General features: G+C 37.9%; 11 protein-coding genes. 4 read left to right on the forward strand and 7 right to left on the reverse strand.

What is annotated here, in order from left to right; translation table 11 throughout:
* Positions 1-69: 69 nt before the first annotated feature.
* Both thrS and AC2A07_RS02850 read right to left on the reverse strand, forming a co-directional pair.
* Positions 70-1,989 carry a threonine--tRNA ligase gene (gene thrS, locus AC2A07_RS02845; protein ID WP_484049117.1) on the reverse strand — a complete coding sequence of 640 codons (1,920 nt, stop codon included), beginning with the start codon at positions 1,987-1,989 and terminating at the stop codon, positions 70-72.
* A gap of 266 nt (positions 1,990-2,255) precedes the next feature.
* Complete coding sequence (locus tag AC2A07_RS02850; protein ID WP_484049118.1) at positions 2,256-3,800, reverse strand: hypothetical protein; 1,545 nt, start codon at positions 3,798-3,800, stop codon at positions 2,256-2,258.
* Positions 3,801-3,947: 147 nt separating this feature from the next.
* Here AC2A07_RS02850 and AC2A07_RS02855 point away from each other — a divergent pair, with 147 nt between their 5' ends.
* The 4 genes from AC2A07_RS02855 to leuB are packed head-to-tail and all read left to right on the forward strand — an operon-like array spanning position 3,948 to position 8,292.
* The gene (locus tag AC2A07_RS02855) at positions 3,948-5,111 is read left to right on the forward strand and encodes a 2-isopropylmalate synthase (protein ID WP_484049119.1); all 1,164 of its coding nucleotides are present in this window, start codon (positions 3,948-3,950) and stop codon (positions 5,109-5,111) included.
* A gap of 25 nt (positions 5,112-5,136) precedes the next feature.
* Positions 5,137-6,525, forward strand: coding sequence for a 3-isopropylmalate dehydratase large subunit (gene leuC / locus AC2A07_RS02860; RefSeq protein WP_484049120.1), 1,389 nt, complete (start codon positions 5,137-5,139; stop codon positions 6,523-6,525).
* 56 nt (positions 6,526-6,581) lie between these two features.
* Positions 6,582-7,187 (forward strand): 3-isopropylmalate dehydratase small subunit, encoded by a 606-nt coding sequence (gene leuD, locus AC2A07_RS02865; RefSeq protein ID WP_484049121.1) that lies wholly within the window; start codon positions 6,582-6,584, stop codon positions 7,185-7,187.
* Positions 7,171-8,292 (forward strand): 3-isopropylmalate dehydrogenase, encoded by a 1,122-nt coding sequence (gene leuB / locus AC2A07_RS02870; RefSeq protein WP_484049122.1) that lies wholly within the window; start codon positions 7,171-7,173, stop codon positions 8,290-8,292. The genes leuD and leuB overlap by 17 nt, the downstream gene beginning before the upstream one ends.
* A 63-nt stretch (positions 8,293-8,355) precedes the next feature.
* Here leuB and AC2A07_RS02875 read toward each other — a convergent pair whose 3' ends face one another.
* The 5 genes from AC2A07_RS02875 to AC2A07_RS02895 all read right to left on the reverse strand — a co-directional run bounded on the left by AC2A07_RS02875 (position 8,356) and on the right by AC2A07_RS02895 (position 13,286).
* Positions 8,356-8,541 carry a hypothetical protein gene (locus AC2A07_RS02875; protein ID WP_314490904.1) on the reverse strand — a complete coding sequence of 62 codons (186 nt, stop codon included), beginning with the start codon at positions 8,539-8,541 and terminating at the stop codon, positions 8,356-8,358.
* Between the two features lie 11 nt (positions 8,542-8,552).
* Positions 8,553-9,158, reverse strand: coding sequence for a DUF4230 domain-containing protein (locus tag AC2A07_RS02880; protein ID WP_484049123.1), 606 nt, complete (start codon positions 9,156-9,158; stop codon positions 8,553-8,555).
* The gene (locus tag AC2A07_RS02885; RefSeq protein WP_484049124.1) at positions 9,155-9,727 is read right to left on the reverse strand and encodes a TlpA family protein disulfide reductase; all 573 of its coding nucleotides are present in this window, start codon (positions 9,725-9,727) and stop codon (positions 9,155-9,157) included. The genes AC2A07_RS02880 and AC2A07_RS02885 overlap by 4 nt, the downstream gene beginning before the upstream one ends.
* Positions 9,708-10,193, reverse strand: a complete 486-nt coding sequence (locus tag AC2A07_RS02890; RefSeq protein WP_484049125.1) for a pyrophosphohydrolase domain-containing protein — start codon at positions 10,191-10,193, stop codon at positions 9,708-9,710. Before AC2A07_RS02890 ends, AC2A07_RS02885 begins: the two co-directional genes overlap by 20 nt.
* Positions 10,194-10,352: 159 nt before the next feature.
* Positions 10,353-13,286 (reverse strand): reprolysin-like metallopeptidase, encoded by a 2,934-nt coding sequence (locus tag AC2A07_RS02895; RefSeq protein WP_484049126.1) that lies wholly within the window; start codon positions 13,284-13,286, stop codon positions 10,353-10,355.
* Between the last annotated feature and the right edge of the window lie 111 nt (positions 13,287-13,397).

Genomic DNA, 13,397 nt, shown 5'->3' on the forward strand with positions numbered 1-13,397 from the left:
AAAATTTAAAAATTACTTTTTGCAAATTAATCTTTAAATAAGTTCAATATTAAATCATTAAATCTTCAATTATATTTTCGCTTCTTTTTTGAAGTAGGCTGTAAACTCATCCATGCTCATGACTCCAAGATCGCCTTCTCCACGTCTACGTACAGAAATTGTGCCATCTCTTTCTTCATTTTCTCCCACTACAAGCATGAAAGGAATCTTTTTCAACTCTGCATCACGGATTTTTTTACCTGTTTTTTCATTCCGCTCGTCAATCAATCCGCTAATATCGTGATTTTCTAAAAATTCTGAAACTTTTTTAGCATAATCTACATATTTTTCACTGATTGGCAATATCGTAAACTGATCCGGGCTTAACCACAGTGGAAAATCTCCTGCAGTATTTTCTAACAGAATAGCGATAAAACGCTCCATAGAACCAAAAGGTGCTCTGTGGATCATAATCGGTCTGTGCTTCTCATTGTCACTTCCAATGTAAGTAAGGTCAAATCTCTCCGGTAGATTATAATCCACCTGAATGGTTCCCAACTGCCATTTTCTTCCTAAAGCATCTTTCACCATGAAATCTAATTTAGGTCCGTAGAAGGCAGCTTCGCCATATTCAATAACAGTTTTCAAACCTTTCTTTTCTGCAGCCTGAATAATCGCACTTTCAGCTTTTTCCCAGTTCTCATCCGAACCGATATATTTCTGCTTATTCTCAGGATCTCTTAATGAAACCTGGGTTACAAAATCTTCAAATCCTAAAGACTGGAATACGTAAAGTGTTAAATCAATAACTTTTTCAAATTCTTCAAGCAACTGGTCCGGAGTACAGAACAGGTGAGCGTCATCCTGGGTAAACCCACGTACTCTTGTCAGACCGTGAAGCTCACCGCTTTGTTCATACCGGTAAACTGTTCCGAACTCTGCATATCTTTTCGGTAAGTCTCTGTAACTCCACTGTGAAGTTTTGTAAATCTCACAGTGATGCGGGCAGTTCATCGGCTTTAATAAAAATTCTTCTCCTTCGTTGGGAGTTTTGATCGGCTGGAAACTGTCTTCTCCATATTTATCCCAGTGCCCGGAAGTCACATACAGTTCTTTTGATCCGATATGTGGAGACATGACAAACTCATATCCTCCTTTTTTCTGAGCTACAGAAAGGAAGTTTTCCAGTTTTTTTCTCAAAGCAGTTCCTTTCGGTAACCAAAGTGGTAAACCGGCACCAACTTTTTCAGAAAAAGCAAAAATTCCTAATTCCTTACCTAATTTTCTGTGATCTCTTCTTTTTGCCTCTTCCAATAATTCAAGATACTCAGTCAGCTCTTTCTGTTTGGGAAAAGAAATTCCATATACTCTTGTCAGTTGAGGATTTTTCTCATTTCCTCTCCAGTAAGCTCCTGCAGCATTAAGAATCTTTACCGCCTTTACAATCCCTGTATTTGGGATATGTCCTCCACGACAGAGATCTGTGAAATTATCATGCGTAACGAAAGTGATCTCTCCATCATTAAGATTGGAAATCAATTCCACTTTATACGGATTGTCAGCATACGTTTTTAATGCTTCTTCCTTTGAAACAGGATATAATGAGAATGTGGATGCTTTTTTTGCATTTTCTAAAACTTTCTTTTCAATCTTCTCAAAATCCTTTTCAGATAAAACTTCGTCTCCGAAATCCACATCGTAATAGAACCCGCTTTCAATGGCAGGACCGATCGTTAATTGAGCGTCAGGATAAAATTCAAGGATAGCCTGCGCCAGAAGGTGGGCAGAAGAATGCCAGAAGGCTTTCTTACCGAGATCATCATTCCATGTCAAAAGCTGTACCGTAGAATCTGTGGTGATCGGCGTGGTGATTTCGACTTGTGTGCCGTTTACAACTGCGGAAATGGTATTTCTTGCCAATCCCTCGCTTATCGATTTTGCCACATCCAAAGGAGTGATTTCTCCTTCAAATTCTTTGACACTATTGTCTGGAAGTGTAATTTTTATCATTGTTTACTAAGAAATTTTTAAGTTGCAAAAGTACGCATTTTTTATTTAAAATGAGTATTTACGTAAAGTTGAGTTGAAGAATTTGTATGAAATTATGAAAAGGAATCCGGTAATTTTCAGAATTATTAATTTGAGTGCTGTCTGCTGTCAGTAAAATAAAAGATTTTTAAATGATTAAGTTTCCAAAGCCCTTTTGTAAGACAATAATAATGATATAGTTTATAAACCTGATTTTTCAGAGGAGGAGATAATACAAATGCAGAATGTCAATTTCTCTTTTTAGATTTTACTTTTCTCTTTATAATCTCTATAACATCAACATTTTGTACTTTAGACTGTACCCATCCGTGAATATCAATGTAGAGCAGTGATCTTCTGTAATACTCATTTTCAGAAAACAGAACCAGTTTTTTTTCAAATAATTCGAAAGATTTCTGTATTTGATCAGCAACCAAATTATTAATGTTTTTGAAAAACTCAATACTTTCGTAATGGAAAGCTTCCGGTTTTTTCATTCGTTGAGTAAATTTCAGGGTTGCTTTGATAAAGTCGTCATAATCCTCATCATTTCCTGATTCATATTTGGACATCAGAATAAGGATTCGTGTATGAAAGAGTAAATCTTCCTGTACATTGCCTTTGGATTCGATAATTTTAGTAGAATAGACAATAGAGTCACTGTATTTTTTACTTCCAAAGAGCATAGCTGCCATTTTGATGTAGAAAATCATAAAATGATGTTCATCTATTCTATCCCGGAGTTTTTCCATTTTGAGTTCGATCTCCGGAATCAGTTTCGTTCCCGTAAAAAAATCACCTTTGATAAAGTGAATATTCATCAATGTGTTATATTGAGTCAGAAAAATGAGCGACTGCAGATTTTCATTATTTCCAAAACTGTCAGATCCGACTATTCTGTTAAAATGATTAAACTCTTTTTCCAGCATTTCACTGTGACCATACAGAAAAAGAATTTTCAGCAGATAGGTGTACCCCTTAATATACCATACCGGATGGCTGGAGATCATTTCAGGATTCAGGTGAAATAATTCTACCCACTGGAAAGCATATTTCAGGGTGTATTTATAATCCTGTAATAGCTGATTTTTCCATACATGCGCTTTGTAAAACCATAATTTTTCCGTGAAATTAAGTTGCGACGGTTTGATATTTTTAATTTCAGCATTAAAAATTTCCAGTATTTCTGTACGGCCCTCATCATTTTTCACATAGCCATGGGTAAGCATTTCGCTGTATAATTTCAGCGAAAGATTTGAAAGCTGTGTACCATATTGATTTTGCCTGCTTAATGCTTTAGACTGCCTGATAAGTTCATCTGCTCTTCCTGCTATACTTCGTGTAATATATTGTGATTCAATAACTTTTTCGAGATCTATGATTTCAGAAGCTATGCTTTTTTCATCCAGTTCCAGGGCTGAATGTTTGGCCCTGTCTAAAATTTTCAGCGCCTGTTTATAGAGTCCTTTCTGATAAAGAATGTTTGCAAAGTCCAGCTGTTCACGAAGCTGAATCCGATAATTCTGATGACTCGGATTCATCCTGAGACTGACTAAAAGCTGTTTGTAGAGATGTGCTTTGAGATTGGAAAGCTGCTGTTTTGTAGATATTTTTTTTTCAAGAATTATTCTTTCATCGTATTCGTTCATTTTATCAAGTTCCGAAAAAAGCAGTAAAAATTTCGCATCGATATTGATCCCCAAACGGTTTACGTAGAGTTTAAACTGTCGTTTTTCTGAAGTGTTTAATGATTTTATGAGTATAAATAAAAAATCTTTCTGTAATTCTGCCATTGTAAATTTTACGAACCTAAGTCTTTAATTATCATTTGTTTGATCTCATTTCTTTACCCATTGAATACTGTATTTTTCCGGGAAACCGAATAAATAAAAAAGATTTCAATTTTTAGTTTTGAATCAAAATTAAGTAAAAAGATGAATATGAATTCTGAAAAAATTGAAATTTTTGACACGACATTGAGAGATGGAGAACAGGTTCCGGGGTGCAGGCTTAATACAGCGCAGAAATTAATTATTGCAGAACAGCTTGATGCATTGGGAATTGATGTGATTGAAGCAGGCTTTCCGGTTTCTAGCCCCGGAGATTTTCATTCTGTATCTGAAATTTCAAAATTAGTGAAGAATGCCAGGGTCTGTGGCTTAACGAGAGCCAACAAAAAAGATATCGAAGTAGCTGCGGAAGCTCTCAGGTATGCAAAGAGACCAAGAATTCATACCGGAATAGGAACATCGGATTCTCATATCAGATATAAATTCAATTCCACAAGAGAAGATATAATCGGGAGGGCTGTTGATGCCGTAAAATATGCAAAAAGCTTTGTAGAAGATGTAGAATTCTATGCAGAAGATGCAGGAAGGACAGATAATGATTTTCTTGCACAGATATGCGAAGAAGTCATCAAAGCAGGAGCCACGGTTCTGAATATTCCCGATACCACCGGATACTGTCTCCCTGAAGAGTATGGAGCGAAAATCAGATACCTGAAAGAGAATGTGAAGAGAATTGATAAGGCAGTACTATCCTGCCATTGCCATAATGATCTTGGGCTGGCAACTGCGAATTCCATTGCCGGTGTGATCAACGGTGCAAGACAGATTGAGTGCACGATTAACGGACTCGGGGAAAGAGCCGGTAATACAGCACTGGAAGAAGTGGTGATGATTTTGAAACAGCACAGGGATTTACATTTATATACAGACATCAATTCAAAGATGCTGAATAAAATGAGTTCTCTGGTGTCTGAATTAATGGGGATGTCTGTACAGCCTAACAAGGCCATCGTAGGGGCTAATGCATTCGCCCACAGCTCGGGAATTCATCAGGATGGTGTCATTAAAAACAGGGAAACGTATGAAATCATAAATCCTGAAGATGTAGGGGTAAATGAATCATCCATTATCCTTACCGCAAGAAGCGGACGTTCGGCCCTGGCCTACCGATTTAAGCATATTGGTTTTGATGTTACTAAAAATGAACTGGATTTTCTGTACCATGAATTTTTGAAAACGGCTGATATCAAAAAAGAAATAGATAACGAAGATCTTCACAGGATCATGGAAGTCTGCAATAGAAAAATCGGATAGGAAATTTCATACAAATACATTAAAAATGAACAACTACAGAAATACACTTTTTGATAAAATATGGGATGCCCATGTAGTGGAAACAATACCGGACGGTCCGCAGATCATCTATATTGACCGGCATTTAATTCATGAAGTAACAAGCCCGCAGGCATTTGCAGAACTTGAGGCAAGAAATGTCGAAGTATTCAGACCTAAACAGATTACGGCGACTGCTGATCATAATGTTCCGACACAGCATCAGGAGCTCCCGATACAGGATGAACTGTCAAAAAACCAGGTAGAACACCTTACTGAAAACTGCAGGAAAAATAATATCGAACTTTATGGATTAGGACATCCTTACCAGGGGATTGTACATATTATTGCCCCGGAACTGGGAATTACACAACCGGGAATGAGTATTGTATGCGGTGACAGTCATACTTCAACTCACGGTGCTTTCGGAACTATTTCTTTTGGGATCGGTACCAGCCAGGTTGCTCAGGTCTTTGCGAGCCAATGCCTTTTGCTTAATAAGCCAAAATCCATGAGAATTACGGTCAATGGGAAACTGAACAGTAATGTCCAGCCAAAAGATGTCATACTTTATATTATCTCGAAGGTGGGAACCGATGGAGGGACAGGATATTTTTGTGAATATGCCGGACAGGTTTTTGAAGAAATGTCAATGGAAGGAAGGATGACGGTTTGCAATATGAGTATCGAAATGGGAGCAAGAGGAGGGATTATTGCTCCGGATGAAACGACTTTTTCTTATATCAAAGGAAAGGTGTTTGCTCCAAAAGGAAAAGAGTGGGACGAAAAACTGGATTACTGGAAAACTCTTACAACCGCGCCGGATGCAGTTTTTGATAAGGAGTTTACATTCGAAGCTTCCGAGATTGAACCGATGATCACTTACGGAACCAATCCCGGAATGGGAATTTCAGTTCATCAACAGATCCCTGCACCACAAAATGAATCCGAAGAAAAAGCACTGCATTATATGGGATTAAAAGCAGGGCAGTCTCTTTCCGATATTAATGTAAATCATGTGTTCATAGGAAGCTGTACCAATGCCAGAATAGAAGATTTCCGGTCGGTAGCACAATACATACGCGGGAAAAATAAATCAGATGATGTGAGGGCTTTAATTGTTCCCGGATCTCAGCTTGTGGTAAAGCAAATATATGAAGAAGGTCTTGATAAGATTTTCAGTGAGGCAGGATTTCAGATCAGACAACCCGGATGCTCAGCCTGTTTAGCGATGAATGACGATAAAATACCGGAAGGTGAGTACTGTGTCTCTACCTCAAACCGAAATTTTGAAGGAAGACAGGGACAGGGAGCCAGAACGATTCTTGCAAGTCCGCTGACGGCTGCTAAAGTTGCCATAGAAGGTAGAATTTCAGCATCACAAAATTTAAATTAAAAAAAATATTGAAGACAGATACGTATCAGGATTCATTAATTCATAATAATTAATTCATGCAAAAACTAATTAAAGTACAGTCGACTGCCGTACCTATGCCGGGAGAAAACATTGATACGGATCAGATCATTCCTGCCAGATTCTTAAAAAGTATAGACAAAAAAGGGTTTGGGAATAATCTTTTCAGAGATTGGCGGTTTGATGTGCACACTGATGAACCAAATCCCCAATTTGTATTAAACAATTCAGGATACAAGGGTGAAATTCTCGTTGCCGGCAATAACTTCGGATGTGGAAGCAGTCGTGAACATGCGGCGTGGGCCTTGACAGATTATGGGTTTAAAGTAATTGTGTCAAGTTATTTTGCCGATATTTTTAAAGGCAATGCTTTGAATAACGGATTACTTCCCGTACAGGTTTCTGAACTGTTTTTAAAAAAACTTTTAGCAGGGATCACTGAAAATCCGGAAAGTGAGATTACGGTTGACATAGTGAGTCAAACCATTCATTTCAATGACCTCACTGAGAAATTCGAACTTGATTCTTACAAAAAGATATGCCTTATTAACGGTTATGATGATATTGATTTCTTAATAAGTAAAAAAGAGATCATCGAAAAATTTGAACAGAAAAAACATAAAATATATGAAAAGCAATTTTAAAATAGCGGTTTTATCTGGGGATGGAATAGGACCTGAAGTAACCGGTGAAAGTGTGAAAATCTTAAATACGATTGCGCAGGTATTCGATTACAATTTTGAGTTCCGGTATGGTCTCATTGGTGCAGAAGCTATTTTTAAAACCGGAAATCCTTTACCGGAAGACACCCTGCAGCTCTGCAAAAATTCTGATGCTGTACTCTTTGGAGCTATTGGGGATCCTTCATTCGATCATAATCCCGATGCCAAAGTTAGACCTGAACAGGGACTTCTGAAACTGCGTAAAGAGTTAGGGCTTTTCGCCAATATCAGACCTCTGAAGACCTATTCATCACTTATCTCAAAAAGCCCGTTGAAAAAGGAAATTATCGAGGGGACAGACATTCAGATCTATAGGGAACTGATCAGCGGAATTTATTTTGGAGAAAAACATACAGAAGAGGACGGATCTTTTGCTTACGATGTATGCAGGTACAGCAGGGAAGATATCACCCAGATTGCTCACCTCGCTTTTCAGGATGCACAGAAACGGCGAAAGAAAGTAACGCTTATTGATAAGGCTAATGTACTGGATACTTCCAGATTATGGAGAAAGATATGCAAAGAAATTGCGGCAGAGTATCCTGATGTCACGTTGGATTTTATGTTCGTAGACAATGCTGCCATGCAGCTGATCCTTAATCCGAAGCAATTTGATGTGATTCTGACAGAAAATATGTTTGGAGATATTATTTCTGATGAAGCCAGCGTTATCGGTGGCTCAATTGGAATGTTACCATCAGCTTCCATCGGAAATTCCAATGCTTTATTTGAGCCGATTCACGGTTCTTATCCTCAGGCAAAAGGGAAGGGAATTGCAAATCCTGTAGCATCTGTTCTCAGTGCAGCAATGATGCTGGATCATTTAAAATTGGAAAATGCAGCACGTAAGCTGAGAGAATCAGTGGAGCATGCCATTGACAATAAATATGTTACTGCTGATCTGAACTCAAAACAATTTTATACCACCAGTGAGGTAGGAGATTTTATTGCAGATTACATTAAATATTCTGAAAAATCATATTACAATTTTGAAAATATCAAAATAGGAAAATCTACGATTGTCTAAGCATATAAAGCCTTCGGTTCATTCAAAAAAAGTCTGCCTCTTTCGAAGCAGACTTTTTAGGATCTATTCATCAGTATTATCCGTCTTTCCTGATTTATTTTCAGAAGCTTTTTCAATATCTTCTTTATCAATTTCAGGCGGATTGGCCTTTTTAGATGATTCGGGAATATTCTGAAAATCTTCGTTTTGCTTTTTTGTTTCTGCGGAATTTGCAGAACCCTTCTTTTTGTCGTCTTCTTTTGAATCCATAGCTTTGTAATTTAGAGTCCGAGAACACCGAGTTGTCCGGTTTTATCCTCTATTGTATAATTCAAAGCCTTTGCCAAAACGAAAATATTATTAAGATTTTCCATCAATTGCTGACGTCCTTCACTTCGTAGTTTATTCTGATCTACAGAATTAACAGCTGTAGTTTTTGCTTTCGCCTGTACATTTTTAATATCCTTTTCTGAAATCCTGTTCAGAAATGAATCATCTAATGACTGAATTTCAACACTTGGTGTAATTCTGATATCTGCATTGGGAAGATCGGTAATGATTAATTTTCTGTTCACAGAATCAACTTCCATTTTCATTTTATTCAGATCATAAGAAACCTGTGCATTCGTTTTTGTATAAGTAATGATACTGTTACTTGTCACTTCTTTTCCAAAAAATTCATATCCCATTTTTGTTTTCTGCATGGCAGAAAAATCCTGTTCAAGAACAACCATCTTATTCATTTTTGAAATTTGATTGGTTAGAATATAATAATCAGATTTTTCGGTTTTCTCAGCTATATTGAGACATGATCTGAAACTGAAGAACAGAATCAGCATCAACAGAATACCTGCAACGAACGGAAAGACAATTTTTAAATTTCTCAATTTGATTTTTTAAATATTTCTTTTATGACCGACTGATCATCTTTCTTTAAGATTTCAACAAGATCTCTTTCAATATATCCTGTGGTCGGCATTTCAATAATTCTTCCAATTTCCTTGCCATATTTTTCAACGATAATGGTGGGAACTTTCTGAACATTATATTTAGATTCATCGCCTGTAGGAGATTCTTTTTTACGGTTGACGGCAATGATTGTCAGTTTTCCGTCAGGATATTTTACCTCTTCAAGAATTTTCATTAACCTCGGGAAATCACGGTGACTGTCTTCACACCACGTTCCCATAAAAACAATCAGATTGTAAGAATTTATTTTATTTTTCTTTAATTCTGCAACAGCTTTCTGATCAAGAGCATACTCATTGAATTCTTTGGTATACCATTCTGAATAAGGCTCTTTTACAAACTGATCTTTCAGCTGATGTCCCAACAGCATTTTACCGTCAGCAGTAGTTTCGACCTCACGGTTAACCACAACCTTCTGAGCATTAAAATTTTGAACTGACAAAGCTAATGTCGAGACCCAAAGTGTTTTAATTATTATTTTTTTCATCTTTTTCAATAATTGTTTTTAAGTCAGCAGGAGAGTAGTACTTATTTTTCAGTACTTTATGATCTGCTTTTCTGTATACGTTAAATTTTTCCCCGGATTTTTCGTAAAATGATTCAACGTCTTTTTCTCTGTAAAACTGTACGGTTTCGTTGGCCTGTTCTTCATTTTCGCAAGCTTTTGACATATTCGAACGCTGAACTTCATTGAACAGTTCTACAAATTTATCTCCCAATCCAAATTCAAGAACTGCCCCACTCAAAACATATTGCAAGTCGCAGAGTGCATCAGCAATTTCGACAAGATTATTATCTTCAATTGCCTGTTTCAGTTCATTAAGTTCTTCCTGTAAAAGCTCAACTCTCAGGCTGCATCTTTCCTGAGACGGAATTTGAGGGGCATCCAGAATAGGAGCTTTAAAAGTGGTGTGGAATTCTGCTACCTGGTTCAGACTGTCAATTTTATCCATGAAATTTAAATTTAAAAGCAAAGATAGTGATTTTGATAAACTGTGTTAAAGTTTGATGTCAGAAATGCCAAAAGCCGGAAGTCAGGAGCCATACCTGATTATTACCCATAAAAAAAGACCACCATTTCTGGCAGTCTCTCTGATTTACTTTTTTAATGTTTAATTTTTGATAAATCTTTTGGAGATTTCTCCGATCTGGATCATGTAAGCTCCGGTAATAAGATGACTTACATTCACTGTTCCTCTATCCAGTTTTCCTGAGTGGATTACTTTACCACCCATATCCAGTATTTTATATTCTTCAGAAGTTGTATTTGAAATATGCAGAATATCTCTTACAGGATTCGGATATAATTTAACATCAGTTAATAAATCTTTGATTCCTGAATTTTCTCCTCTTACGGACGATACAATATTGAGTGTGTAATCCTCAACCTGTCCGTAAGTATATGATCCGCATGATGATGAAGGGACTGCATTATACTGCATCATTACTCTCATTCTTGTACTGCCTAAAGTAGCAGATGAAGGAATTGTAATCGAACCGGTTGCCGAAGTTGTTTGTGAAGCTGTTTTGCTCCAGGCCAGTTCTCCGCTGTCTGTGAAATCTCCATCTCCGTTATAATCGATATAAACTGCATATGCTTCATTATATCTGGTCGATGTCCAGACAGGAGTGATCGAAATCGTATTTGCTGTTCCTCTGGTAACATTGGTTGAAACAGAGGTGAAGTTTTCATAACCTGATGTTCCTGTTGAAGTATTATTGATACTGCCGAATGTTACATTTCCGATTCTTTCATCTGCTGTATTGGTTGCTGCAGCTGAGCAGTAAGTAACTGTACCGCCTCCTGAAAGAGTGGTTACATTCACTGTATTACTCGATACAGAAGCATTTCCTGCTGCATCTTTTGCCTTTACAGAAAAACTATAGCTTGTTGCTGAGCTTAAACCTGTAACGGTGTATGTGGCAGAAGCTGTATTTCCGATTAATGAAGAACCCTGATATACATCATAACCTGTAACCCCTACGGCATCTGTTGCACCGGACCATGAAAGATTGGTACTTGTCGAAGTCGTGCCTGAAGCTGCCAGGGCAGGAGCTGTCGGAGCCGTAGTGTCTGAAACTGCTGAGCCTGCATTCACACTGATGTTTGCATTGTTGACATCAAAGAAAATATGATTCGATCCTTTCACCATTATTCTTCCTGTCGTTGTAGTAGCGTTAGGAATCGTTACGCTCTGGGTTCCGTCATTTGGAGTTCCTGCAAGCAGGGTAGTCCATGTTGTTCCGGAATTGGACGACCACAGAATATCTACATTAGCAGCATTCACACCATTGGCCGTTGTACCTGCAACATTCCAGGTTACGGTTTGGGAACTTCCTCCTGTATATGTTGTTGCTGAATTCTGAGAACTTACCGTAAAAGGTCCTGCCGTGCCGTTTACGGTGATCACCGCATCATCAGAATTATTTCCTGAACCACCTGCTCTGTTATCCCGAACGGTAAATCTGAAATTTAAAGTTCTGGCAACAGAAGGCAGAGCTTCAACCGTAATTTCTGCACCGGCCGTTGTTGTTGCGCCGGCAAGGACTGAGGCCATTCTCGGGAAATATCTTACCGGTGAAGCAGTCGGCACCCATGATCTGAATGTAGGGCCAGAAGTTTTTGTTGCACTTGCTGCAGAACTCGCTCCTGTCTGGGAAGATGAAGCATTGTCTACCTGTTCCCAGATATAGGTCAGAGAATCACCATTGGCATCAGTTCCTGTTCCTGTCAGCATAAACGGGGTGCTTTTTGGAATGGTGAAATCTGATCCCGCATTGGCTGTAGGAATAGAATTTCCTGTTGAAGTACTTACAGGACATGTTTTAGCTTTGATATTATTAGTAATCTGCTGAATGCTTATCGCATGAAAAAAAGAATCTGAATGAGCCTGAATATCCTGAGCGGTAATTCCTGCATATCCCATAATGGTTGACCCTGATCCCGGTTCCATATTAACGCCTGATCCTTCATTTGTATGAGAAAAAGTGTGGTTTCCACCGAATTGGTGACCCAGTTCGTGAGCAACATAGTCGATATCGAAGTTATCACCTGATGGTATTCCGTCTGAAGGAGATGTATATCCGCTGCCTTTCGAACCATTGACGCAGACGCATCCTATACATCCTGCATTTCCGCCGCCGCCTGAAGCACCAAACAGATGCCCGACATCATAATTGGCTTCTCCTATGACAGAAGTTAAGGTAGACTGGAGCTGAGAATTCCAATTGTTCAGCTGTGATGCAGGAGAATAGGGATCTGTAGATGCATTGGTATAAATGACTGCATCATTATTGGAGATCAATACCATTCGTGCTGCAAAATCTTTTTCAAAAACGCCGTTGACACGGGTCATTGTATTATTCATTGCCGCTAAAGCCAGTGCCTTTGTTCCTCCGAAATAGGTAGTATACTCCCCGGTAGAAGAAAGGGCCAGACGGAATGTTCTTAATCTGGCATCGTCAGCATTGGGCCTCGCTGCAAGGGTACTTGTACTTATTCCTTTTTGGGCAACATCAATAACTGTACATTCGAAAGTGCTCAGATCATCTTTTTTATCAGACTTTTTATAGACCACATACGTGGAAAGATCTTTGGTGTAAGGTTCAATAAAAACGGCAGATTTATCTCCGTAAATTTCCATGGATGACAGACCTAAAGGTGAAATACTGAAATAAACAGTAGCACTGGGATCATCAAGACCTTCACCTACGTAAGACCTGATATCAGGATATTTCGCCGCAAGCTGAGGATCAAAATTCGAATTTTCTCTTACCTTAAAGTTTTCCAGTTTTCCTTCAGAATTGGGAAATGAGATAATAATCTCAGACTTTTCACCAGCAGCTAATCTCTTGGGAGCTTTTGCGACGGCATTTTTCAATCCATTGATATCAAGCTGATAAATTTTGGGATTTAGAATGTTTGTTTTGTTTTCTAAAATTTCTGAATTTGTTTTTGCAGAACCTGCAGACCATAGCCGATCAGTCTGAGCGAATGAAATGCCGGATAAGAAAAGCATTCCAATCACCAATAGTTGTTTTTTCATATAAATAACATTTTGATTGTGGAATACCAAAGCTAATAAAAATTTAATTATAAAAAAGAAATTTTTTTAAGAAAATTTTTGATAATTGATTTAAAAAATTATGCATTACAT

Source organism: Chryseobacterium sp. HNCC26DJ238 (assembly GCF_057180465.1).

Bases quoted from the DNA above. Each gene is read 5' to 3' on its own strand.
- AC2A07_RS02875 (WP_314490904.1), bottom strand. From the start codon at position 8,541: ATGGATTCAAAAGAAGACGACAAAAAGAAGGGTTCTGCAAATTCCGCA.
- AC2A07_RS02885 (WP_484049124.1), bottom strand. From the start codon at position 9,727: ATGAAAAAAATAATAATTAAAACACTTTGGGTCTCGACATTAGCTTTG.
- AC2A07_RS02895 (WP_484049126.1), bottom strand. From the start codon at position 13,286: ATGAAAAAACAACTATTGGTGATTGGAATGCTTTTCTTATCCGGCATT.
- leuB (WP_484049122.1), top strand. From the start codon at position 7,171: ATGAAAAGCAATTTTAAAATAGCGGTTTTATCTGGGGATGGAATAGGA.
- thrS (WP_484049117.1), bottom strand. From the start codon at position 1,989: ATGATAAAAATTACACTTCCAGACAATAGTGTCAAAGAATTTGAAGGA.
- leuC (WP_484049120.1), top strand. From the start codon at position 5,137: ATGAACAACTACAGAAATACACTTTTTGATAAAATATGGGATGCCCAT.
- AC2A07_RS02855 (WP_484049119.1), top strand. From the start codon at position 3,948: ATGAATTCTGAAAAAATTGAAATTTTTGACACGACATTGAGAGATGGA.
- AC2A07_RS02850 (WP_484049118.1), bottom strand. From the start codon at position 3,800: ATGGCAGAATTACAGAAAGATTTTTTATTTATACTCATAAAATCATTA.
- leuD (WP_484049121.1), top strand. From the start codon at position 6,582: ATGCAAAAACTAATTAAAGTACAGTCGACTGCCGTACCTATGCCGGGA.
- AC2A07_RS02890 (WP_484049125.1), bottom strand. From the start codon at position 10,193: ATGGATAAAATTGACAGTCTGAACCAGGTAGCAGAATTCCACACCACT.